This window comes from Sanguibacter biliveldensis (genome assembly GCF_033798665.1).
In the GTDB taxonomy this organism is placed as follows: domain Bacteria; phylum Actinomycetota; class Actinomycetes; order Actinomycetales; family Cellulomonadaceae; genus Sanguibacter; species Sanguibacter inulinus.
Map to the genome: position 1 here is coordinate 2,873,741 of NZ_CP138359.1, position 22,503 is coordinate 2,896,243.

Sequence of the window (22,503 nt, forward strand, 5' to 3'; positions counted from 1 at the left end):
GACGGACCGCACCACCACAGTTCTTTCACTAGAGTGGACAGCGACAGACGGCGCCAGGTAACGATGCCCGGCACCACAACGGGAGCCCCGGACTCGCCAGTTCCGCCCCCCTGACTCGCCACAGGAGGCGCTCAGTGCCCAGTGCACCTGCCGGCACGTTGTACCGCGGCCGCGAAGGCATGTGGTCGTGGGTCGCGCATCGCGTGACCGGCGTGCTGATCTTCTTCTTCCTGCTCGTCCACATCCTCGACACGGCCCTCGTCCGTGTGTCCCCCGAGGCTTACAACGCCGTGATCGGGACGTACCAGACGCCCATCATGGGTCTCGGCGAGGCCGGCCTCGTGGCCGCCATCGTCTTCCACGCCTTCAACGGTATCCGCATCATCCTGGTGGACTTCTGGGTCAAGGGTCCCAAGTACCAGCGCGTGATGCTGTGGGTCGTCATCGGTCTGTTCGTCGTGACCATGGCAGGATTCCTGCCCCGTCACCTCATGCACGTCTTCGGGGGTAACTGATGAGCTCCGCACCGGCCATCGCCGACCCGCGCGACAACTACAAGCGTCAGAAGTCGACGCGCTCGAACTTCGAGCTCTACGGCTGGGTGTTCATGCGCGGATCGGGCGTCGTCCTGCTCGTGCTGATCTTCGGGCACCTCTTCGTCAACCTCATGGTGGGCGATGGCGTCAACGCCATCGACTTCGCCTTCGTGGGTGGCAAGTGGGCCTCGCCCTTCTGGCAGATCTGGGACCTGCTCATGCTGTGGCTGGGGATGATGCACGGCACCAACGGTGTCCGCACGATCATCAACGACTACGCCGAGCGCCCCCTCGTCCGGATGTGGCTCAAGATCGCCCTCTACACAGCCTTCGTGGCCACGACGGTGCTCGGCACCCTCGTGATCTTCACCTTCGAACCGTGCCCGGCCGGCGCCCCCGCCGACCTCGTCGCGTCGTTCTGCAGCTAGTAGCACCCACACCTCACACTCGCCTCGAGGAGGCATCGACCCCGATGCAGACCCATCAGTACGACGTCGTGATCGTCGGCGCCGGCGGCGCAGGCATGCGCGCGGCCCTGGAGGCATCCGGCGAAGTCCGAACTGCCGTGATCTCCAAGCTCTACCCCACCCGCTCGCACACCGGTGCGGCGCAGGGCGGCATGTGCGCCGCCCTCGCCAACGTCGAGGAGGACAACTGGGAGTGGCACACCTTCGACACGGTCAAGGGTGGTGACTACCTGGTCGACCAGGACGCCGCCGAGATCATGGCGAAGGAGGCCATCGACGCGGTCCTCGACCTCGAGCGGATGGGCCTGCCCTTCAACAGGACCCCCGAGGGCAAGATCGACCAGCGGCGCTTCGGCGGCCACACGCGCAACCACGGCGAGGCCGCGGTCCGCCGCTCCTGCTACGCCGCTGACCGCACCGGTCACATGATCCTGCAGACGCTGTACCAGAACTGCGTCAAGCAGGACGTGGAGTTCTTCAACGAGTTCTACGTCCTCGACCTCATCGTCGACCACGACCTCTCGGCCGGGCACGTGCCCGACGGCGAAGAGGTCAACGCGACAGGCGTCGTCGCCTACGACCTCGCCACGGGCGAGATCCACATCTTCCAGGCCAAGGCGATCATCTTCGCGACCGGCGGCGCCGGGAAGATCTACAAGACGACCTCGAACGCCCACACCCTCACCGGTGACGGCATGGCCCTCGCTCTGCGCCGCGGGTTCCCCCTCGAGGACATGGAGTTCTTCCAGTTCCACCCGACAGGTCTGGCCGGCCTGGGCATCCTCCTCTCGGAGGCCGCCCGCGGTGAGGGCGGGATCCTGCGCAACGGTGACGGTGAGCGCTTCATGGAGCGTTACGCCCCGACCATCAAGGACCTCGCGCCGCGTGACATCGTCGCCCGGTCGATGGCCAACGAGGTCCGCGAGGGCCGCGGTGCCGGGCCGAACAAGGACTACGTCCTGCTCGACCTGACCCACCTCGAGCCCGCGCACATCGACGCGAAGCTCCCGGACATCACCGAGTTCGCCCGGACCTACCTCGGCATCGAGCCCTACACCGAGCCCGTGCCGGTCTACCCGACCGCGCACTACGCGATGGGCGGCATCCCGACCAACGTCGACGCCGAGGTCCTGCGCAACAACACCGACGTCGTCCGCGGTCTCTACGCGGCCGGCGAGGTGGCCTGCGTGTCCGTGCACGGCTCCAACCGTCTGGGCACCAACTCGCTCCTCGACATCAACGTCTTCGGCAAGCGCGCCGGCCGCACGGCCGCCGCCTACGCCAAGACCGCGACCTTCCGCGACCTCCCCGAGGACGCTGCCGACTCGGTGATCGCGACCCTCGACGAGATGCGCGGCCGTCCCAACGGCGAGCGGGTCTCCGACATCCGTCGCGAGCTGCAGGAGACCATGGACGCGAACGCCCAGGTGTTCCGCACCGAAGACTCGCTGCGCACTTGCCTGGCGGACATCCGCACCCTCCAGGACCGCTACAAGAACGTCTCGGTCCAGGACAAGGGCCGTCTGTTCAACACCGACCTGCTCGAGGCCCTCGAGCTCGGCTTCCTCCTCGACATCGCCGAGGTCGTCGTCATCGGGGCCCTCAACCGGAAGGAGTCCCGCGGCGGTCACTTCCGCGAGGACTTCCCCGACCGCGACGACGAGAAGTTCATGCTGCACACGATGGCGTACAGGCGCCCGCTCGACGACTCGGCCACGGTCGAGAGCGTCGACGGCACCGAGGGCGTCTTCTCGGAGCAGAGCGTCTTCGACACCTACAAGGTCATGCTCGGCGGCAAGTCCGTCGTCCAGACCAGGTACGAGCCCATGGAGCGTAAGTACTGATGACTGCCACCATCGACGAGGCCCCCGCCTCCGCGGTCCCGGAGATCCCCAGCTTCGAGGTGACCCTCAAGGTCCGCCGCTACTCCCCCGAGTCCGAGCACGGCGAGGAGGCGTACTGGGACGAGTTCACCGTCACCGCGCACGGCACAGACCGTGTGCTCGACGCCCTCCACAAGATCAAGTGGGAGCACGACGGATCGGTCACCTTCCGCCGCTCGTGCGCGCACGGGATCTGCGGCTCTGACGCCATGCGCATCAACGGGCGCAACCGTCTGGCCTGCAAGACGCTCCTCAAGGACGTCAACCCCGACAAGCCGATCCTCGTCGAGCCCATCAAGGGCCTGCCGGTGATCAAGGACCTCGTGGTCGACATGGAGCCGTTCTTCGCCTCCTACCGCGAGATCATGCCCTTCCTCATCACCACGGGGAACCAGCCCTCGGGCGAGCGTCGCCAGTCCGCCGAGCAGCGCGAGCGCTTCGACGACACCACCAAGTGCATCCTGTGCGCCGCGTGCACGTCGTCCTGCCCGGTGTTCTGGACCGACGGCCAGTACTTCGGCCCTGCGGCGATCGTCAACGCGCACCGCTTCATCTTCGACTCGCGTGACGAGGGTGCCGAGCAGCGCCTCGAGATCCTCAACGACAAGGAAGGCGTGTGGCGCTGCCGCACGACCTTCAACTGCACCGAGGCCTGCCCCCGAGGCATCGAGGTCACGAAGGCGATCCAGGAGGTCAAGCGGGCGATGATCACCCGCGCCTTCTAAGGCCTGTCACGCGCAGAGCGCGCCAGAGCACGCAGAAGAGGTCGGCACCCACGGGTGCCGACCTCTTCTGCGTGTCTGTGTGCTCTCGCGGCCGTCCCCGGTCGCTGGACCGGGCGTGCCTTCCACTCCGGGGCGGACCCTGCCCCGGAACCGCGGAGTCTGCCACGACCAGCCGCTGCGCTGCGCTGCTCAGCCGCGGCGGCGCCCGATCAGGTACCCGCCGACACCGGCGGCAGCGAGGGTCACCAGACGGCGCCTCACGGTCAGCGACGCGGCTTGCACCTGCACGCGACGTTCCTCGGCGGGTGTCGCGGACTCTGTCTCGCCGGCCCTCGCGCGCTCGATCGCCTGCTCGGCAGCCTCGACGTCCGAGACCTTCTCGAGGAGCTCGAGCGGGAGGTCTGCGCTGATCGCCGCGGCCGTCAGCAAGATCCTCGCCGACAGGTTGATCCAGATGAGCAGCGTGACGATCGCTGCGAAGGACGCCAGGACAGGGTTGGTGCTCGCGCTGCTCGCGACCACGGAGGTCCCCAGGAACCTGATGACACCGAAGCCCACAGCAGCCACCACAGCGCCCAGCAGCAGGTCGCGGCGCGGGGGGTGCACAGCAGACAGCAGGCGGACGATAAGCACGAAGGTGGCGACATCCACGAGGAAGGCGACCGCGAGCCCGAGGACGGGCAGGAAGAAGCGTCCGGTGCCCTCCAGCCCGAGGAGGTCGAGGACCCAGGTGCTCACCGAGCCGACCACGATGCCGATCACGGCCGAGGCCAGGACCGCGATCCCGATGACCACGAACCCGCCCAGCTGACGCAGCTTGACCAGCACCGGGTTGCCCACTCCGGGCGGCAGGCCGAACATCGCGCGGACGGACACCTGGACGGCGCCCATGCACGAGATCGCCGAGACGAGCAGCACGACGACCGAGACGATGCTCGCCACGCTCAGCGAGGTGGAGGTGACGAGGGAGTCTGGGCTGATCAGGCCTGTCGTCTCGTCGCCGGGAGTCGTCTGCAGCATGCCGGGCAGCGCGGAGTTCACCGACTCGATGACCGAGTCGAGCAGCTCGTCGTTCGAGCCGAGGACGCTCATGAACACCGTGAACCCGATGGTCAGCCCCGCGAAGACGGAGAAGATGGCCGAGTAGGCGATCCCGCCGCAGAGCAGCGCGCCGTTGACCTGCCCGTAGCGGGCGAGAGCACGCGCGAGGCGGGTGGTCTTCCACCAGGCGAGGACGACCTGCACGCGCTCCACGAGGCTGGGGCTCTGGGCGGAGTCCTTGCGCTCGTCTCCTCCGTCCGCGCGCGGGGCCGTGCCGGACGCTTCGAGGTCCTGCTCGGGCGGCTCCGCCGTCGCGACCTCCCCCGGTCGTCTGATGTCCTTCGAGGTGGTGGTCACCAGCAGAGCCTATGAGGTCGGCTGCTCAGCGGCATCCGGGGGCAGGACGGCCGGGCCCTCTCGAGGTCCTGAGAGGTCCTTCGAGGTCCCTAGGCGGTGCCGAGCGGGAAGGCGTGCACAGGACGCCAGACGCTGTCGTCGCCGTGCTCGAACAGCGAGACGGCGTCGACGGTGAAGGTCGCCTCGTAGCCCGCCATAGCCTCGAAGGCAGCGTCGAGAGCGTCGTCGGGCACCTCGTGCGCGACGGTGACGTGCGGGTGGTAGTTGAAGCGGAGATCCTGGGCGAGCGGCCCCGACCGGACACGCGACTCGAGAGACTCGCACTCGGCGATCCCCTGGGCCACCTGGACGAAGACCACGGGTGACACCGGACGGAAGGTCCCGCTGCCGCGCAGCCTGACGACAAAAGGCTCCGCAGACGCCGCGACAGCCGCGAGGTGGGTGTCGACAGCAGGCATCAGGTCCGGGTCCAGGACCGTCGGGCCGAGGATCGTGATGTGCGGCGGGATGAGGTCGGCGAGCGGGTCGCCAGCCCTGCGGCGCGCCTCCTGGAGCTGCGCCCCGAAGGGCGCAGGGATCTCGATCGAGACGCCGATACGTCGCTGGTCTCCCAGCCGCTCGGGCAGGTTCACGACCGCGACCCCGATGCGGGGAGCAGCCCGACCCTGTCGTAGACGCGGGCGAGCGTCGTGCTCGCGATCTCGCGGGCCTTCTGCGCCCCGGCAGCGAGCACCCTGTCGAGCTCGGCGGGGTCGGACAGGTACGAGTCCACACGCTCCTGGAACGGCGTGAGGAACTCGACGACGGCCTCGGCCAGGTCCACCTTGAGGTGCCCGTACTGCTTGTCCGCGTACTCGGTCTCGAGGTCGGCGACGGTGCGGCCCGTGAGCGCCGAGAAGATCGTCAGCAGGTTCGAGACCCCGGGCTTGGTGGCCGGGTCGTAGCGGACCACGGCCTCGTCGTCCGTGACGGCCGACTTGATGCGCTTGGCCGAGACCTTCGGGTCGTCCAGCAGCCAGATGGTGCCCTTGCCGGTGGCCGACTTGCTCATCTTCGAGGTGGGCTCTTGCAGGTCGTAGATCTTGGCGACGGCCTTGACGATGTGCGGCTCGGGGACCACGACGGTGTCGTGCCCGAAGCGCGTGTTCAGACGCTCGGCGATGTCCCGGGTGATCTCCAGGTGCTGACGCTGGTCTTCGCCGACGGGCACACGCTCCGCGTCGTAGAGCAGGATGTCGGCCGCCATGAGGACCGGGTAGGTGAAGAGGCCGACGGTCGTGCCGTCGGTGCCCTGCTTCGCAGCCTTGTCCTTGAACTGCGTCATGCGGCTGGCCTCGCCGAAGCCGGTCTGGCACGACAGGATCCACGCGAGCTCGGCGTGCTCAGGGACGTGCGACTGGACGAAGAGCGTCGAGCGCTCCGGGTCCACCCCGCCCGCGAGGTACTGGGCAAGGGTGCGGCGCGTGCGCTCACGCAGCCGTGCGGGCTCCGGGTTCACCGTGAGGGCGTGGAGGTCCGCCATCATGTAGAGCGTGTCGTACGAGTCCTGGAGAGCCACCCACTGCGTCAGGGCACCGATGTAGTTGCCGAGGGTGAGCGAGTCGTCCGTAGGTTGCATGCCCGACAAGATCCGGGGGCGCTGCACGTCGTTGGCCATCTGCTCATTCTGGCAGGAAGCACGGCCTTTACCGAATCGCGATCAGGTCGCCTCGGTGTCGAAGGGCGCGGCCTCCCCGGCAGCCAGGACGGGCTGCGGCTCGGGCCACCGGGCGGCTCCAGCCTGGGCCGTCTGGGCGTCGGACGGACGCTCAGCACGCACCGCCGCGCTCGCGACCGCAGCAGCAGCCGTCGCCGCGCCGACGGCGGTCTCGGCAGCCTGGGCGCCTGCGCTCTCCGAGCCCGCGCCGCCAGCAGGGGCCGGCGCACCGGGGGCCTTCGTGGGGTTCGGGGTCTTCGACATCTTCGGCGGTGTCTTGGGCGTGGGGGGCGTGTCGTCGAGGAGCGCGTCACGCACGATCCGGCGCGGGTCGTAACGACGGGGGTCGAGCTGGGCCCAGTCGACGTCGGTGATCTCAGGTCCGAGCTCTTCGCTGACCTTCTCCTTGGCGTCCGCCATGAGCACCCGGGCGCGCTTGACGAGCCCCGCGAGCTGCTCGGCGTACTTGGGCAGGCGCTCGGGCCCGATCACCAGGATGGCGACCACCAAGATGATGATGGCCTCTCCGCCGTTGATTCCGAACACCGTCAGCCCTCGCCGCTCGTCGCCTTGTCGAGCACTATCGACACGTCTCGCTCGTCATCGCCCGAGCGTACCTTCAGCACGACGGTGTCTCCAGGGGCCTTCGCGCGGATCGCGACGATCAGCTCGTCGGACTGGGTCACCGGGCGTCCGTCGACCGAGAGGATCACGTCGCCGGGCGCGAGGCCTGCGGCCTCGGCCGGGCCGCCCGGGGTGACAGGCTCCTGCCCGCCCTGGGCGTCCTGGACCACCTGCACGCCTTCACCGTCGTAGGAGGAGTCGAGCAGCACACCGATGATCGGATAGCTCGCGGAGCCCGTGTCGATGATCTCCTGGGCCGTGCGTCGCGCCTGGTTGGAGCCGATGGCAAAACCGAGCCCGATGTTCCCGGCACTCGTGAGGGTGCCCGGCGGCTGGGCGATCGCGGAGTTGATGCCGATCACCTGACCCGAGGCGTCCACGAGCGGGCCACCCGAGTTGCCCGGGTTGATCGCTGCGTCTGTCTGGAGAGCGTTGATGAAGGCCTGGTCTGTCACGTCGCCCGCGGACACCGGCCGGTTGAGGGCGCTGATGATCCCCGAGGTGACGGTGCCGTCCAGCCCGAGCGGTGCGCCGATCGCGATGACCGGGTCGCCGACGGCCACGGCCTCAGAGTCTCCGAGCACCAGCGGGACCAGGTCTTCGCGGTCCACCCTGACGACCGCGAGGTCGTAGTCGGCCGTGCGCCCGATGAGGGTCGCTGTCGACTCAGAGCCGTCGACGAAGGTCACCCGGATCTCGCCGTTCCCGACCGCACCCGCGATCACGTGGTTGTTGGTGAGGATGTAGCCGTCCTCCCGGATGACAAAACCCGAGCCCGTCGACTGACCGTCGGGACCCGACACGTAGAGGGAGACCACGCTGGGCGCGACGGTCGCCGCGATGTCCGCGATCGATCCGTCAGGCCTCGTGATGCTCGGGTCCGCCGAGACCGTGGGCAGCGGCTGGGACGACGGACCGGAGACCGAGTCCCACACGCGCTCTCCGACGACCCCGCCGACGGCGCCCAGCAGCAGAGCCCCGACGAGCAGCCCCGTCACCGCAGCAGCGCCGAGACCTCGTCGACGACCGTGCGGTCCGTCGGTGGCCGGCCATCCCGAGACCGTCGAGGCCTCAGCAGGCTTCTCGTGGCCGGCCTGGTCGGCCTGGTCAGCCCGTGCCTGGTCGAACCAGTGGGCGCTCGGGGTCGCACCCGGAGCGTAGGACGGCGGACCGAGCGGGTCTGTCACCGGAGCAGGTGCTGGCACGGACGGCTGCCCCTCGAGGACCGCCTCGGACGTAGACGGAGCCCCCGGGCCTTCGCTGCCCGCGTGCGCCTCGGAGGCTACCGCCGCACGGTCGGCCTCACGAGCGCGGTCGTCCGCGGAAGCCTGGGGCTGCTGTGCTGCGCCGGCTGTCGATCCAGTCCCTGGTGGCGCATAGCGCGAGTGGTCGACCCGGGCCTGTGCACCCTCCTGACCTGGGGTGTACGAGGGAGCGGCGTGCGCGGGGGGCAGCGGGACCGGCGGGACCGCCCTGGTCGGGGCGGCCGGCTCGCCGTCGCTGCGGGGGTCAGCGCCGTGGCCGTCCGCGCGGTCGTCGTCTGCGCCGTGGTCGTGGCTGCCGTGGTCGTCTGTGCTCGGACCTGTCACGAGAGCACTCCTGTCAGTGTCGTCCACCCACGCCCGACGCGCGCCTGGAATCCCGCGTCGTACTCGTCGACCGGGAAGGTCGACACAAGTTGTAGCACGTCGTCGAGAGAGCCGGGCGCCACGAGGTCGACCACGGTGTCCGACGACTGCCACACGAGGTGCAGGGGTGACTCCGAGACCACGTAGACCGGCGCCCCACCTGCGTCGAGGGTCCTGAGGTCTGAGACCTTGTCCTGGTCGAGCCGGCCGTGCTGCTCACGGACCACCACGTCGCCGAAAGGCGTCTCGAGGTCGACCTCGAGCACGTCCTCGTCGGCTCCTGTGAAGCGCAGCGCCTGGACTGTCACGGCATCCGGCAGGCTCTCTGGTCGTGGCCAGCCCTGCTGCGACATCCACTCGAGGACCTCGTGGTCGTCCGCGCCCGAGCCCGGGCTGTCGGCCAGGACACCCGAGGCCGTGTCGACCACGAGGTCGTCGGAGGTTCGGAGCTGGGCGGCTGCTGCGAGCGCCGAGAGCGCGTCGTTCTGCTGTCGGTCGGGTGCCACGACTGGCCGGTCGCCCAGCGTGAAGAGGCTGACGGCCACCATGCTGCTGCCGAGGATCAGCGCGACGACCGCACGTCCGCGTCGCGCCCCCCTCGGCTCGACGTCACCGCACAGCGCACGCCAGCGGGGTGGGAGCGGCTCGTGCGGGACCAGGCTGGACGCGTCGGAGGACCGCTGCTCACCGCCACCTGCCGTGTCGAAGCCGACCTCCTCGCCGGCCGCGGGCGCGGCGGGCTCCGACATGGCCAGCAGTCGGCTCATGAAGTCTGGGGCGGGCTCGACGTCGGCGATGCCGAGGGAGAGCGTGCGGCGCGCGCTCCGCGCCTCGTCGACCTCACGAGCGCACTGCGGGCAGGCTGCCACGTGCGCGAGGCACCGCTCGCGGTCGGCCAGGCCGAGCTGGTTGTCGACGAGGGCGCTCACCCACTCGCCGAGGTGCGCGCTCACGCAGCTCCGCCTGCTGCCCTCGCACCGCCGTGCATCACGAAGGCGTCGTCCGCAGAGGTCGGGTCCTCACCAGCGACGACGCGCCGGTGCGGGGCACGGTCCGCGAGGGCCAGCCGCAGCTGGGACCTGGCGCGGTGGATGCGGGAGCGGACGGTCCCGAGCTTGATGCCCAGGGTGACCGCGATCTCCTCGTAGGAGAGGCCCTCGATGTCGCACAGCACGACCGCGGCACGGTACTCGGGGGCGAGCGCGTCGAGGGCGCGCTGCACGTCGTGGTCGAGGTTGGCGTGCTCGTAGCCGCGGACGGGGTCGTAGAGCTCACCGCGTGCGGGGTACGTCGAGGAGTCGTCACCCATCGAGTCCATGCGGATGCGCTGGCGCCGGCGCGCCTGGTCGAGGAACAGGTTGGTCGTGATGCGGTGCAGCCAGCCCTCGAAGGTCCCTGGCGTGTAGCTGCTCAGCGACCTGAAGACCCTGATGAAGACCTCCTGCGTGAGGTCCTCTGCGTCGTGCTGGTTGCCCGTCAGCCTGTACGCGAGCCTGTAGACGCGCGCGGAGTGGTCGCGCACGACCGACTCCCAGCTGGGCGGCTGCCAGCCCGGGTCGACTGCTGCGGTGCCCGTGGCCTCGGGCGTGGGATGGTCGTGGGGTTCGTGCACCCCTCTAGTGTCCCAGGGCGGAGCCCGCGTGTCGCACCGGTGCATGAACCTTCACCTGCTTCGCACAGGAGACGGCGCGCTCACGGCACGGCGTCCTGTCTCGACGGTACGATCTGAGACGTCACACCACCGGCCACGACAACCCTGGAGGCATCATCTCCGCCGACCGAGCTCAGAGCTGGGCCTACGCCGAGGACTTCGTCGCCGAGGACGAGGTGCTGCTGCGCGCCCGTGGACGCGCAGCCCAGCTCGGGTGCCACAGCATGCTCCCGGGCTCGTGCGCGACCCTCACCGTCCTGGCAGCCGCCCTCGGCGCGCGCTCGGCCGTCGAGGTCGGGACCGGCACGGGGGTCGCGAGCCTCGCGCTGCTCCGCGGGATGCTCCCCGACGGCGTCCTCACCACGATCGACGTGGAGGTCGAGCACCAGCGAGCGGCGAAGGCCGCCTTCGCCGAGGCCGGGATCCGGGCCACCCGCGCCCGGGCGATCTCTGGTCGCGCGCTCGACGTCCTGCCGCGCCTGACCGACGGCGCCTACGACCTCGTGCTGGTCAGCGCCGCCGAGACCAGCTGCGCGCTGTACGTCGAGCAGGCCCGGCGGTTGCTGCGCGAGGGCGGGATGCTCGTGGTCGACAACGCCCTCTGGGGTGGCAGCGTGGCCGACCCCGCCCGACGGGACGAGGTCACCACGGCGATCCGCGACGTGGGCCGAGCGGTCCGGGACGACGAGCACATGCTCTCGACGCTGCTGCCCGTCGGCGACGGGCTGCTCGTCTCCGTGAAGCGGTCGACGAGAGCCTGACCTGAGGCAACCCCGATCTGGGACGGCCCTGGCCTGAGACGACCCGGACCTCAGACGACCTCACCTCAGACGACCAAGAGCGCCCCCGCCGAGCTCGGCGGGGGCGCTCTTGCGCTGCGGGGATCCTGCATCCGCAGGGCTGGTGAGCCGGGATGCCGGGACCGTCAGCCCGTCAGGCTGCCAGCCCGTCAGCCCAGGGTCTCGAGCAGCCGCAGCACGAGCCGGGCGCCGTAGCCCGTTGCTCCGGCCGAGACCTCGTGCCTGCGAGCAGCAGCGCGCGAGGGGCCGGCGATGTCGAGGTGGACCCAGCGGCGCTGCCCGACGAAGGAGCGCAGGAACAACGCCGCGGTGACCGCTCCCCCGCCCGGAGGGTCGGCCGGGACGTGGCGGAGGTCGGCGACTGTCGATCCGACAGCGGGTACGTAGTCCTCCACGAGCGGCATGTGCCAGACGCGCTCCCCGGTCTCGCGACCCGCAGCCTCGAGCGCTGAGACGAGGGCGTCGTCGGCGCTGAAGAGGGCTGCGTGACCGCGCCCCAGCCCGACGCTCGCCGCACCTGTCAGTGTCGCGACGTCGACGAGGACGTCGGGGTCGAGGGTCGCGTCGGCGAAGGCGAGAGCGTCGGCGAGCACCAGACGCCCCTCGGCATCGGTGTTCGCGACCTCGACGGTCGTGCCGCCGAAGAGCCGGAGCACGTCACCAGGCCTGTACGAGCCGGCTCCGACGTGGTTCTCGGCGAGCGGCAGGACGGCTGTCACGGAATGAGGGCTGCCCGAGCGCGAGGCTCCCAGCACGGCGGCGAGAGCGACGGCCGCCCCGGCCATGTCGGTCTTCATGGGGACCATCGCCTCGCGCGGCTTGATGGACAGACCACCGGTGTCGTAGGTGATGCCCTTGCCGACCACGACCACGTGCTGACCGCTGCCGCCGTCCGCAGGTGTGTAGGTGACGGTCACGAGACGGGGAGGGCGCGACGAGCCGCGTCCGACGGCGAGGATCCCGCCGAAGCCCTGCGCCTCGAGGGCCGGGACGTCGAGGACCGTCGTGGTGAGCCCCTCGGCGGTCGCGAGGTCGACCGCGCGGTCGGCGAACCACTCCGGGGACTTGATGTTGGAGGGGACCGTCGCGAGGTCCCGGACCAGCCAGGTGGCCCAGGCGCTCTGGACGGCGCTGTCGAGGGCCGACTGGTCGCCGTCCCCGATGAGCACGAGCTCGCGCGCAGGCCCGTCGGCCGGTGCCTCTGCCGAGAGCTTGACGGGCGCGTACGCGCCGAGGAGATACCCCTCGACGAAGGCCCGGGTCGCGGACCCGTGAGGCGTCGCGGCGAGAGGCGTGAGGACGCGACCGAGTCCCCGGGCGGCCCGGGCCAGCGCTGCGCCGGCGCGCCGGAGATCGCTCGTCGTCTCGCGTCCCACCCCGACGAACACGATGCGGTGCGGGAGACCGGCCCACGGGAGCGACGCGGCGGAGCCGACGTGGACCCGTGGCAGGTCGATGGTGTGGGTCGTGCCGGCAGCACCGGAGAACGCGGCGCGCTCGGCCAGCTCGGCGAGGTCGATGCCGTAGAGCAGCGAGGCGTCGACTGTGCCGGCGCGCGGCTGGAGCTCGTCGTCGCCGTCGACAGGTGAGCCGACGGCGACTGCTACGGCCTCGACGTCGTCGAGGAAGGTGCAGCTCGTGAGGGTCCCCTCGGCGAGGACGACCTCAGGCACTGCTCGTCCGACGCCCTCACGGGCCAGGGACGCAGCAGAGAACGTAGAGCGAGGAGCCAAGAGTCAGCCCACTACTGCTTTCAGGGCCTCGCCCAGCTCGCTCGCCTCGACGGCGTTGAGCTCGACCACGAGGCGGCCTCCGCCTTCGAGAGGCACGCGCATGACGATCCCGCGGCCTTCTTTCGTGACCTCGAGGGGACCGTCACCCGTACGGGGCTTCATCGCAGCCATTGGTGGCTCTCCATTTCCGTCGATACCGCCGTGTGTCTCAGACCCATATTCTAGTTCACGCCGGGTGTGACCTGCGCCCTCGTGCGCTCACGCCACGCCGCGACCCACAGGTCACCCGAGGGTGAAGCCGTCTGGACCGCTTCTGCAGAGCTGCGCCCGCGTCTCAGCCGAGCCCGCGGACGACGCGGGCCGGGGGCAGGTCGCCGCGGACCGCGGCCGTCATGTCGAGCGCCCGGCGCGTCGCACGGACGTCGTGGGCCCTGAACACCGTGGCCCCCATCCAGGCTGCGAGCGCTGTCGCGGCGAGGGTCCCCTCGAGCCGCTCCTCGGCGGGGAGGTCGAGGGTCTCCCCCACGAAGTCCTTGCGAGAGAGCGCCATGAGGACGGGGAAGCCGAGCCCTGTCAGGCGGCCTGTGCTGCGCAGCAGGTGCAGCGAGTGCCAGGTGCTCTTGCCGAAGTCGTGCGTCGGGTCGACGAGCACAGACTCGCGGGGCACGCCGCAGGCCACGGCTCGCCGCGCGGCGGCCGCGAGCGTCGACAGGACGTCGTGGACGACACCGTCCCGGGGGTCGGCGTCGTCGGGCGCGTCGTGCGGCAGCGGGTAGGCCACCTGGAACGGGTCGGTCCGCGGGACGGCCCCACCGGTGTGCGAGCAGACGATCCCGGCGCCGAGCGCCCCGGCGACCTCGACCAGGTGCGGGTCGTGCCCGGCCCAGGTGTCGTTGACGAGGTCCGCCCCAGCCCCGACGGCCTCGCGCGCCACCTCGGCACGCCAGGTGTCGACGCTGACGAGCATGTCGGGGAACTCCGCACGCACGCGCGCCACGAAGGGGACGGTCCGGCGGATCTCCTCCTCGACCGTGACCTCGGGCCCGGTGCCGGCCCGCACCCCGCCGACGTCGACGATCTGGGCGCCCTCGGTGCTCGCTCGCTCGACGGCCCGCAGGGCGTCGACGTCGTCAGCCTGCCGGGCTCCGGAGTAGAACGAGTCGGTCGTCCGGTTGACGATGGCCATGATCGCGGCGGCCTCGCCGCCGACCTCGCGGCCCCGCAGGACGAGCGTCGCGGCGCGCGCCGGGACCGGCGCGCCGGTCACCCCGCCGCCGGGCGCGCGGCCTCGTCGGCGGACTCGTCGCTCGACTCCGCAGCAGCGGCCTCGTCGGCAGCTGCCTGCTCACGCGCGCGGAGCTCTTCGTTGCGGTCGCAGACGATCCGCACGGCCTCGTCGGCGTCGTCGACGATCGAGAAGAGCGCGAGGTCCTTCGCGTGGATCATGCCGCGGTCCAGGACAGCTGTGCTCAGCCAGTCGAACAGACCGGACCAGTAGTCCGAGCCCACGAGGACGATCGGGAACTCGGTCACCTTGTGCGTCTGGACGAGGGTGAGTGCCTCGAACATCTCGTCGAGCGTGCCGAAGCCGCCGGGGAGCACCACGAAGCCTGAGGCGTACTTGACGAACATCGTCTTGCGGGCGAAGAAGTAGCGGAAGTTCACGCCGAGGTCGACGTACTCGTTCATCCCCTGCTCGAAGGGCAGCTCGATGCCGAGCCCCACGGAGAGACCGCCCGCCTCACGGGCACCCTTGTTGGCAGCCTCCATGATGCCCGGACCACCACCGGTGATGACCGCGTAGCCACGGTCGACGAGCCCGCGACCCACCTGGACGCCGAGCTCGTAGTCCGGGTGGTCGACGGGCGTGCGCGCGGAGCCGAAGACGCTGACGGCCTGGCCGACCTCGGCGAGGGCGCCGAAGCCCTCGACGAACTCGCTCTGGATGCGCATGACCCGCCACGGGTCGGAGTGCACCCACTCGGTGTCGTGCTGCCTGTCGAGCAGGCGCTGGTCTGTCGTCTCTGCGGGGATCTGCTCGCCCCGCAGGATCACCGGACCCTTCCGGTAACCCTTCCCGGTCTGTGCCAGTCCTTCGTCAGTCATGCTCCGAGCCTACGTGCTGACGCGTGCCCCACCAGGCGTGACGCCGCCGCCCGCGGATGAGCGTCGGGTGACGATCGCGCAGACACGTCGTGAACGCTTCGCGGGCCCGGCGCGGGTCCGTCGGTTCAGCGCACCAACCAGGTCCGCAGGGCCTCGTAGCAGAGCTGGATCTGCGAGGCCGGGCAGTGCTCGTCGTCCTTGTGGGCGAGGACGGGGTCCCCCGGGCCGAAGTTGACCGCCGGGACACCGAGGGCCGAGAACCGGGCGACGTCGGTCCAGCCGTACTTGGGGGCCGGTGCTCCCCCGGTGACCTCGAGGACCGCCTCGGTGAAGTCGAGGGCGAGCGGCGCGTCGAGCCCGGGACGGGCACCGGCCGCGGCGTCGGTGACGGTCACCTGGAAGCCCTCGAAGAGGTCGCGGGTGTGCTGCTCGGCCTCCTCGAGGCTGCGCGAGGGCGCGAAGCGGAAGTTGACCGTGACCACGCACTCGTCGGGGATCACGTTCCCGGCGATCCCACCGCGGATGCCGACGGCGTTCATGCCCTCGCGGAAGACGAGTCCTTCGACCTCGGTCGAGGCGGGCTCGTAGGCAGCCAGTCGCGCGAGCACCTCGGAGGCACCGTGGATCGCGTTCGTGCCCATCCAGGAGCGGGCGGAGTGGGCTGCCTCCCCGGGGACACGGACCTCGACGCGCAGCGTCCCGTTGCACCCGCCCTCGATGCCTGCGGCCGTCGGCTCGCACAGCACGGCGAAGTCTCCGGCGAGCAGCTCGGGGCGGGTCCGGGCGATCCTGCCGAGACCGTTGAGGGCCGAGTCGACCTCTTCGTGGTCGTAGAACACCCAGGTGATGTCGCGGGTCGGGGCCTCGAGCTCGGCGGCCAGGGCGAGCTGGACGGCGACCCCACCCTTCATGTCGACGGTCCCGCGTCCCCAGAGCTCGGCGTGCAGCCCCTCGCCCACCACCCGGACCGGGAGGTTGTCGGCGACCGGCACGGTGTCGAGGTGGCCGGCGATCACGACGCGCTCGTCGCGCCCCAGCTGGGTGCGTGCCACGACGGCGTCGCCGTCGCGGACCACCTCGAGGTGCGGGTAGGCGCGCAGAGCCTGCTCGACGGCGTCGGCGATCGCGTGCTCGTCACCGCTGACCGAGGGGATGTCGCAGATCGTGCGGGTCAGCTCGACGACGCCGGAGCTGAGGTCGAGCGCAGGGCGCAGGGCCGGTGCGCTGTCGGCGGGCACGGGGGCTGGGGGCTGCGGGGTCTCGTGGCTCACCCGCCCGACCCTAGCGCGCCGGGCAGGGGCCGTGCAGACCCGCGCCGGCCTGCTGCCATGGCCCGGCTCGGTTCCGGGACTCGGCTCCCGCGGCCAGCATCACAGTCTCGCCGGGTCTCGGCGGCCGGATCCTGCACACCGTCTCCACCTGCCGACGCATAGGCTGGGCACCATGACTTCTTCGACCTCACGCTCCGCCTGGGGCCACGGCCTGGCCACCGTCACGACAGCAGGGGTCGTCCTCGACGTCTGGTACCCGAGCCCCGCGCTCGGCACAGCTCCCGAGGACGCCGCCGAGCCCGCAGAGCTCGCCGCCCTGGTCGGGCGGGACGAGGCCCGCGACGTCGACCTGGTGCTCGTCACCGTCGAGATCGACCTCGACGAGGCGCCGACCGACGCCCCGGACGCCTACCTGCGCCTGCACCTGCTGTCCCACAGGCTCGTCGCGCCGCACGGGCAGAACCTCGACGGGCTCTTCGGGGTCCTGGCCAACGTCGTCTGGACCAACCACGGCCCGTGCGCCGTCGAGGGCTTCGACACCACCCGTGCGCGGTTGCGCGCCCGCGGACCCGTCACCGTGCTGAGCGTCGACAAGTTCCCCCGCATGGTCGACTACGTGGTCCCGACGGGCGTCCGTGTCGCCGACGCAGACCGCGTCCGCCTCGGCGCCCACCTCGCCTCGGGCACGACCGTGATGCACGAGGGCTTCGTCAACTTCAACGCGGGCACTCTCGGCACCTCGATGGTCGAGGGCCGTATCTCGGCCGGTGTGGTCGTCGGTGACGGCAGCGACATCGGCGGTGGCGCCTCGATCATGGGCACCCTGTCGGGGGGTGGCAAGGAGGTCGTCTCGATCGGTCGCCGCTCGCTCCTCGGCGCCAACGCCGGTCTGGGCATCGCGCTCGGGGACGACTGCGTCGTCGAGTCGGGCCTGTACCTCACCGCCGGCAGCAAGGTTGCCCTCGTCGGGACGACGACAGGCGCCGACGGCGGCCCGCAGGTGGTCAAGGCCCGTGAGCTCTCAGGCCACGACAACCTGCTGTTCCGCCGCAACTCGCTGACCGGCGCGATCGAGGCGGTCTCGCGTGACGGCGTGGGCATCGAGCTCAACGCCGCGCTGCACGCCAACTGACCCGTGCCGCCCCAGGTCCCGTCGTCGCGACGCACGTCGGCGCGCTCACAGCGTGCGGCGCGGGCGCGTCGCGCCTCCGTGCGACGCGCTGTCGTCACGACGGTCTCCGTGCTCGCCGTCGGTGCTCTCGCCGTCGGTGGCGTCGTCGTCCTGCTCGACAGGACCCAGCCGCAGGTGGCCGACAGGCAAGGCTGCGTCGCGGTCCTGGACGGCTCAGACTGGCGGATGTCGGTCGACCAGGCCGACAACGCCGCTCTCATCGCGAGCATGTCCCTGCGGCGGCAGATGCCGGCGCGCGCCGCGACGATCGGGCTGGCCACAGCCCTGCAGGAGTCGCGCCTGGAGAACATCGACTACGGCGACCGAGACTCCGTCGGGCTGTTCCAGCAGCGCCCGTCCCAGGGCTGGGGAACGGTCGAGCAGATCATGGACCCCGTCTACTCGGCGACCAAGTTCTACGACGGGCTCGACACGATCTCGGGATACCTCGACCTCCCGGTGACCGAGGCCGCGCAGGCCGTCCAGCGGTCCGGCTTCCCTGACGCCTACGCCCAGCACGAGCCGAGGTCGCGTGCCTGGGCCGCAGCGCTGCGCGGGCAGACACCGGCCGGGATCACCTGCACGCTGCCTGACGCCCCGCTCGTCGAGGCCGGGAACCCCACGAGCGTCGAGACGGCGCTGGCAGCGGTCGAGGCCCGCGCGACCCGAGACCTCGGCGAAGGGGTCAGCACCCGTGGCGACGGGCTGCAGATCGTGCTCCAGGCCGCACCGCTCACCGAGCGAGACCCCCTCGACGTGGTGACCTGGGCCCTCGGCAGCTGGTCTGTCGCGACTGCCTCGGCCACCGGGATCGAGACCGTCGCCGTCGCCGACCAGGTCTGGTCGAGGAGCACGCGAGAGTGGGCGCCTGTCGACGCGGCCGCCGCTGTCCCTGCGGGTCAGGTGCGGCTGACGCTGCCTGCAGCCGGCTGACCCCACCCGGGCCCGCGGCCCGGAGCACGACAGAGCCCGCCCTGCTCGTGGCAGGGCGGGCTCTGTCGTGCTCGGGGTCGGGCGTCAGCGCTCGTCGACGGGGACGTACGGCCGCTCGGTCGCACCCGTGTAGATCTGGCGCGGACGGCCGATCTTCGTCTGCGGGTCCTTCATCATCTCGCGCCACTGCGCGATCCAGCCGGGCATGCGCCCCAGGGCGAAGAGCGGCGTGAACATCGCCGGCTCGAAGCCCATCGCCTTGTAGATCAGGCCCGTGTAGAAGTCGACGTTGGGGTAGAGCTTGCGCTCGATGAAGTAGTCGTCGTTGAGGGCGATCTCCTCGAGCTGCAGCGCGATGTCGAGGAGCTCGTCGCGCTTGCCGAGAGTCGAGAGCACGGCGTCGGCGCTCTTCTTGACGATCGCGGCACGCGGGTCGTAGTTCTTGTAGACCCTGTGCCCGAAGCCCATGAGGCGGACGCCGTCCTCCTTGTCCTTCACCTTCGCCATGAAGGTGTCGACGTCGTAGTCGGAGGACTGGATCGACTGGAGCATCTTGAGGACCGACTCGTTGGCACCGCCGTGGAGCGGGCCGGAGAGCGCGTTGATCCCGGCGGCCACGGAGGCGTAGAGGTTCGCGTGGCTCGAGCCGACGATGCGGACCGTCGACGTCGAGCAGTTCTGCTCGTGGTCGGCGTGCAGGATGAGCAGCTTGTCGAGGGCGTCGACCACGGTGGGGTCGGAGTCGTACTGCTGGTACGGGACCGCGAAGGTCATGCGGAGGAAGTCGTCGACGTAGCCGCGGGAGTAGTCCGGGTACAGCAGCGGCTCGCCGACGCGGCGGCGGTGCAGGTACGAGGTGATGGTGCGCGACTTGGCGAGCAGCAGGACCGTCGCGAGCTCGATCGTCTCGTCGTCGAAGGGGTCGAGGGACTCCGGGTAGAACGTCGACAGCGCGTTGATCGCCGAGGACATCACTGCCATCGGGTGCCCGTTGCGCGGGAAGGTCCCCATGAAGGTGCGGAAGTCCTCGTGCACGAGCGTGTGGCGGTTCACGCGCTCGACGAAGGCCTCGCCCTCGCTCTTGCTCGGGAGCTCTCCGTGGATGAGCAGGTAGGCGACCTCGAGGAAGGTCGACTTCTCGGCGAGCTGGTCGATCGGGTACCCGCGGTAGCGCAGGATCCCGGCGTCACCGTCGATGTAGGTGATCTCCGACTCGCACGAGGCGGTGTTCATGAACCCGGGGTCCACGGTGACCATGCCTGTCTCGCGCAGCAGCGACGACACGACGATCCCGTCGTTCCCGTCTGTGGCCGGGACGACCGGCAGCACCTGTGACCGTCCGTCGACGTCGAGGGTGACGGTAGGTGTCTGAGTGTCCGACATAGCTTCCTTCCTGCGCACGCGACGCCACCCTGTCGGGCAGAGCGGTGCTCCTCCTGCTCGACGCCGGAGGGCGCCGCTGACTGCCGGCGTCGACCTGGGTGAGGACGACACTGGCCCACTGCGACCGTACCTGGCACCCGAGGGATGTGCCCAATCAGTGAAGGGCCCAAAGACCCATATGCGGAGTGAGACAGGTCACACTCCAGAGGTGCGACACCCTCGTTGGTGAGACGACTCAGGTTTCACCAGAGCACGGTCAGGCAAGTGTCTGGCCTGCACCACAACTGAGTCAAATCGACACCAAGCCGGGTCAACCGGAGATGAGCCTCGCAGCAGCCTCGTCGATGCGCTCGTCTGTCGCCGTGAGAGCCACCCGCACGTGAGCGGCTCCCGCCGACCCGTAGAAGGTGCCAGGTGCCACGAGGATGCCCAGACCTGCCAGGGCGTCGACGGTCTCCCACGCGACGGGGTCGCCGGGCGCGGCACCGGCGGGACGGCTCCAGAGGTAGAGACCGGCGTGAGAGCCGTCGACCTCGAGGCCGTAGGACCGCAGCGCCGGGAGCAGCACGTCTCGGCGGCGACTGTAGACCTCGCGCTGGGCGGCGACGTGGGCGTCGTCGGCGAGAGCTGCGGCGGTCGCGGCCTGGACCGGTGCCGGGACGATCATGCCCATGTGCTTGCGGAGCTCGAGCAGGCGGGCGACCAGAGCCGTGTCGCCCGCGACGAAGGCCGACCTGTAGCCCGCGAGGTTGGACTGCTTGGAGAGCGAGTACGCGGCCAGCAGACCCTCGTGAGAACCACCGTTGACCCGCGGGTCGAGGATGCTCGGCACCCCGCCGGTGCTCCAGGGCTCGTCCCAGGCGAGCTCGGCATAGCACTCGTCGCTGACCACCACGGCGCCGACAGCCCGTGCAGCACGGACCACCCGGGCCAGATCCTCGACCGAGAGCACCTCACCTGTCGGGTTGCCCGGCGAGTTCACCCAGACGAGACGGACGTCCCCGCGTCCCTCCCAGTCGGAGACGTCAGACGAGGCGAAGGCCGTGGCGCCCGCCAGGCGCGCCCCGACGTCGTAGGTCGGGTACGCCGCAGCAGGGTGCACGACGACGTCACCTGCGCCGAGCGAGAGCAAGGACGGGAGCAGCGCGACGATCTCCTTGGAGCCGATCGTCGGCAGCACGGCGGCAGGGTCGAGACCGTCGACGCCGCGGCGACGCGCGAACCAGGCGGAGACGGCCTCGCGCAGCGCTGGCGTGCCGTGGGTCGTCGGGTAGCCGTGGGCGTCACCCGCAGCAGCGAGGGCGTCCTGGACCAGTGCGGGGGTCGGGTCGACCGGGGTGCCGACCGACAGGTCGACGATGCCGCGGGGGTGCGACCTGGCGCGGGTCGCGGCCGGGACCAGGGTGTCCCACGGGAACGGGAGGTCGCTGAGGTCGGCGAGACCCACGGGCGCGCCTCAGGCCTGCGGGGGCAGAGCGAGGATGACGGGGTGGTCCTTGTCGATCTCGCCCATCTTGGCCGCGCCGCCAGGAGAACCGAGGTCGTCGAAGAACTCGACGTTCGCCTTGTAGTACTCCGACCACTCGTCGGGCACGTCGTCTTCGTAGTAGATGGCCTCGACCGGGCACACGGGCTCACAGGCACCGCAGTCGACGCACTCGTCCGGGTGGATGTAGAGCGACCGTTTGCCTTCGTAGATGCAGTCCACGGGGCACTCTTCGATGCACGCCTTGTCCTTGACGTCGACACAGGGCTGCGCGATCACGTAGGTCACTTCGATGTCCTTCCCGAGGGCGAGTCCAGACGTGGGAGCGTCTGGACAGCGACGTTCTAGTATCGCCTAGATCCGCACCCGCCGTCTCCGGTGCCCGTCCTCCGACTCCTCGAGGTCCTGTGACTTTCCCGACACACCGCACGCCCGACGACCACGGCCCTGCGTCGCCTGCCAGCGACGACACCGACGGGGTGCTCCCGACCGTCGAGCCGCCAGAGCTGTCAGCAGGCTCGACAGAGCAGGGCGACGGGCCGACCGGACAGCGCGGCGGCCCGGCGGGGCAGAGTCCCAGCCCCGCTGGGCCGAGCGGCGGCCCCGCTGGGCCGAGCGGCGGCCCCGCTGGGCCGAGCGGCGGCCCCGCTGGGCCGAGCGGCGGCCCCGCTGGGCCGAGCGGCAGCTCGACTGGCCAGACCGGCACGCCGGCGCGTCCGTGGGAGAGCTGGGAGCCCGGCGTCCGGGTGATGGTCCGCACCCGGCTGCCCGAGGGATCGAGCCACCTCTACACCGACGTGCTCGGGACGATCACGGACCGCAGCGACGAGGCACTGACGATCGAGACCCGTACGGGGACTGTCGAGGTCCAGCTCGCCTCCGTCGCGACGGGGAAGATCGTGCCACCGGCTCCCCCGCGCCGCCGGCCCCGCGAGGGCTGAGGGGCGGGCAGACGGCTCCCCTCACGCAGGACGGGCAGCCCGATCGACCGGATCGGGCAGGTGGGTCAGAC

General features: G+C 70.6%; 23 protein-coding genes. 8 read left to right on the forward strand and 15 right to left on the reverse strand.

Going from position 1 to position 22,503, the window contains the following annotated elements:
* Positions 1–134 precede the first annotated feature (134 nt).
* From sdhC to SANBI_RS12620, 4 genes are read left to right on the forward strand one after another with little or no spacing between them, the layout of a single operon-like run.
* Positions 135–515, forward strand: coding sequence for a succinate dehydrogenase, cytochrome b556 subunit (gene sdhC / locus SANBI_RS12605; protein ID WP_082543810.1), 381 nt, complete (start codon positions 135–137; stop codon positions 513–515).
* Positions 515–964, forward strand: coding sequence for a succinate dehydrogenase hydrophobic membrane anchor subunit (locus SANBI_RS12610; RefSeq protein WP_319155526.1), 450 nt, complete (start codon positions 515–517; stop codon positions 962–964). The genes sdhC and SANBI_RS12610 overlap by 1 nt, the downstream gene beginning before the upstream one ends.
* A gap of 44 nt (positions 965–1,008) precedes the next feature.
* Complete coding sequence (gene sdhA / locus SANBI_RS12615) at positions 1,009–2,847, forward strand: succinate dehydrogenase flavoprotein subunit (RefSeq protein ID WP_319155528.1); 1,839 nt, start codon at positions 1,009–1,011, stop codon at positions 2,845–2,847.
* Entirely contained in the window at positions 2,847–3,611 is a 765-nt protein-coding gene (locus SANBI_RS12620; RefSeq protein WP_056129534.1) for a succinate dehydrogenase iron-sulfur subunit, read from the forward strand. The genes sdhA and SANBI_RS12620 overlap by 1 nt, the downstream gene beginning before the upstream one ends.
* 189 nt (positions 3,612–3,800) lie before the next feature.
* On the opposite strand, the gene SANBI_RS12625 is transcribed toward SANBI_RS12620, so the two are convergent.
* From SANBI_RS12625 to sigE, 7 genes are all read right to left on the reverse strand, one after another.
* Positions 3,801–5,009, reverse strand: coding sequence for a YihY/virulence factor BrkB family protein (locus SANBI_RS12625; protein WP_319155531.1), 1,209 nt, complete (start codon positions 5,007–5,009; stop codon positions 3,801–3,803).
* A gap of 89 nt (positions 5,010–5,098) precedes the next feature.
* Entirely contained in the window at positions 5,099–5,641 is a 543-nt protein-coding gene (locus SANBI_RS12630) for a 2'-5' RNA ligase family protein (RefSeq protein WP_319155532.1), read from the reverse strand.
* Positions 5,638–6,666: a tryptophan--tRNA ligase gene (trpS, locus tag SANBI_RS12635; RefSeq protein ID WP_319155534.1), complete on the reverse strand. Its 1,029-nt coding sequence runs from the start codon at positions 6,664–6,666 to the stop codon at positions 5,638–5,640. The genes SANBI_RS12630 and trpS overlap by 4 nt, the downstream gene beginning before the upstream one ends.
* Positions 6,667–6,708: 42 nt before the next feature.
* Positions 6,709–7,251, reverse strand: a complete 543-nt coding sequence (locus SANBI_RS12640) for a twin-arginine translocase TatA/TatE family subunit (RefSeq protein WP_319155536.1) — start codon at positions 7,249–7,251, stop codon at positions 6,709–6,711.
* 2 nt (positions 7,252–7,253) lie between these two features.
* Complete coding sequence (locus SANBI_RS12645; protein ID WP_319155539.1) at positions 7,254–8,918, reverse strand: trypsin-like peptidase domain-containing protein; 1,665 nt, start codon at positions 8,916–8,918, stop codon at positions 7,254–7,256.
* Positions 8,915–9,910 carry an anti-sigma factor family protein gene (locus SANBI_RS12650; RefSeq protein ID WP_319155541.1) on the reverse strand — a complete coding sequence of 332 codons (996 nt, stop codon included), beginning with the start codon at positions 9,908–9,910 and terminating at the stop codon, positions 8,915–8,917. The genes SANBI_RS12645 and SANBI_RS12650 overlap by 4 nt, the downstream gene beginning before the upstream one ends.
* The gene (gene sigE / locus SANBI_RS12655; protein WP_319155544.1) at positions 9,907–10,569 is read right to left on the reverse strand and encodes an RNA polymerase sigma factor SigE; all 663 of its coding nucleotides are present in this window, start codon (positions 10,567–10,569) and stop codon (positions 9,907–9,909) included. Before sigE ends, SANBI_RS12650 begins: the two co-directional genes overlap by 4 nt.
* Before the next feature lie 155 nt (positions 10,570–10,724).
* On the opposite strand from sigE, the gene SANBI_RS12660 reads away from it, so the two are divergent.
* Positions 10,725–11,369, forward strand: a complete 645-nt coding sequence (locus tag SANBI_RS12660) for an O-methyltransferase (protein WP_179913968.1) — start codon at positions 10,725–10,727, stop codon at positions 11,367–11,369.
* Positions 11,370–11,557: 188 nt separating this feature from the next.
* On the opposite strand, the gene SANBI_RS12665 is transcribed toward SANBI_RS12660, so the two are convergent.
* The 5 genes from SANBI_RS12665 to dapE form a co-directional block, all read right to left on the reverse strand.
* Entirely contained in the window at positions 11,558–13,081 is a 1,524-nt protein-coding gene (locus tag SANBI_RS12665; protein WP_319155547.1) for a leucyl aminopeptidase family protein, read from the reverse strand.
* A 63-nt stretch (positions 13,082–13,144) separates the two neighbouring features.
* Entirely contained in the window at positions 13,145–13,312 is a 168-nt protein-coding gene (locus SANBI_RS12670) for a DUF3117 domain-containing protein (protein WP_082543807.1), read from the reverse strand.
* 163 nt (positions 13,313–13,475) lie between these two features.
* Entirely contained in the window at positions 13,476–14,408 is a 933-nt protein-coding gene (gene folP, locus SANBI_RS12675; protein WP_319155550.1) for a dihydropteroate synthase, read from the reverse strand.
* Positions 14,405–15,247 carry an LOG family protein gene (locus SANBI_RS12680; protein WP_056129512.1) on the reverse strand — a complete coding sequence of 281 codons (843 nt, stop codon included), beginning with the start codon at positions 15,245–15,247 and terminating at the stop codon, positions 14,405–14,407. Before SANBI_RS12680 ends, folP begins: the two co-directional genes overlap by 4 nt.
* A gap of 125 nt (positions 15,248–15,372) precedes the next feature.
* Positions 15,373–16,485 carry a succinyl-diaminopimelate desuccinylase gene (gene dapE, locus SANBI_RS12685; RefSeq protein WP_408669763.1) on the reverse strand — a complete coding sequence of 371 codons (1,113 nt, stop codon included), beginning with the start codon at positions 16,483–16,485 and terminating at the stop codon, positions 15,373–15,375.
* 205 nt (positions 16,486–16,690) lie between these two features.
* Between dapE and dapD the strand changes: the two genes are divergently transcribed.
* Both dapD and SANBI_RS12695 read left to right on the forward strand, forming a co-directional pair.
* A complete protein-coding gene (dapD, locus tag SANBI_RS12690; protein ID WP_319155553.1) occupies positions 16,691–17,650 on the forward strand; it encodes a 2,3,4,5-tetrahydropyridine-2,6-dicarboxylate N-succinyltransferase in 960 nt (319 codons plus the stop codon).
* 78 nt (positions 17,651–17,728) lie between these two features.
* The gene (locus tag SANBI_RS12695; protein ID WP_319155555.1) at positions 17,729–18,622 is read left to right on the forward strand and encodes a hypothetical protein; all 894 of its coding nucleotides are present in this window, start codon (positions 17,729–17,731) and stop codon (positions 18,620–18,622) included.
* 84 nt (positions 18,623–18,706) lie between these two features.
* Here SANBI_RS12695 and SANBI_RS12700 read toward each other — a convergent pair whose 3' ends face one another.
* The 3 genes from SANBI_RS12700 to fdxA all read right to left on the reverse strand — a co-directional run bounded on the left by SANBI_RS12700 (position 18,707) and on the right by fdxA (position 21,779).
* Complete coding sequence (locus SANBI_RS12700) at positions 18,707–20,005, reverse strand: citrate synthase (RefSeq protein ID WP_319155557.1); 1,299 nt, start codon at positions 20,003–20,005, stop codon at positions 18,707–18,709.
* A gap of 310 nt (positions 20,006–20,315) precedes the next feature.
* Positions 20,316–21,452 carry a succinyldiaminopimelate transaminase gene (gene dapC, locus SANBI_RS12705; RefSeq protein ID WP_319155559.1) on the reverse strand — a complete coding sequence of 379 codons (1,137 nt, stop codon included), beginning with the start codon at positions 21,450–21,452 and terminating at the stop codon, positions 20,316–20,318.
* Between the two features lie 9 nt (positions 21,453–21,461).
* Positions 21,462–21,779 (reverse strand): ferredoxin, encoded by a 318-nt coding sequence (fdxA, locus tag SANBI_RS12710; RefSeq protein ID WP_056129490.1) that lies wholly within the window; start codon positions 21,777–21,779, stop codon positions 21,462–21,464.
* 119 nt (positions 21,780–21,898) lie between these two features.
* On the opposite strand from fdxA, the gene SANBI_RS12715 reads away from it, so the two are divergent.
* Positions 21,899–22,432 carry a putative acetyltransferase gene (locus SANBI_RS12715; RefSeq protein WP_319155562.1) on the forward strand — a complete coding sequence of 178 codons (534 nt, stop codon included), beginning with the start codon at positions 21,899–21,901 and terminating at the stop codon, positions 22,430–22,432.
* The last annotated feature ends 71 nt before the right edge of the window (positions 22,433–22,503 follow it).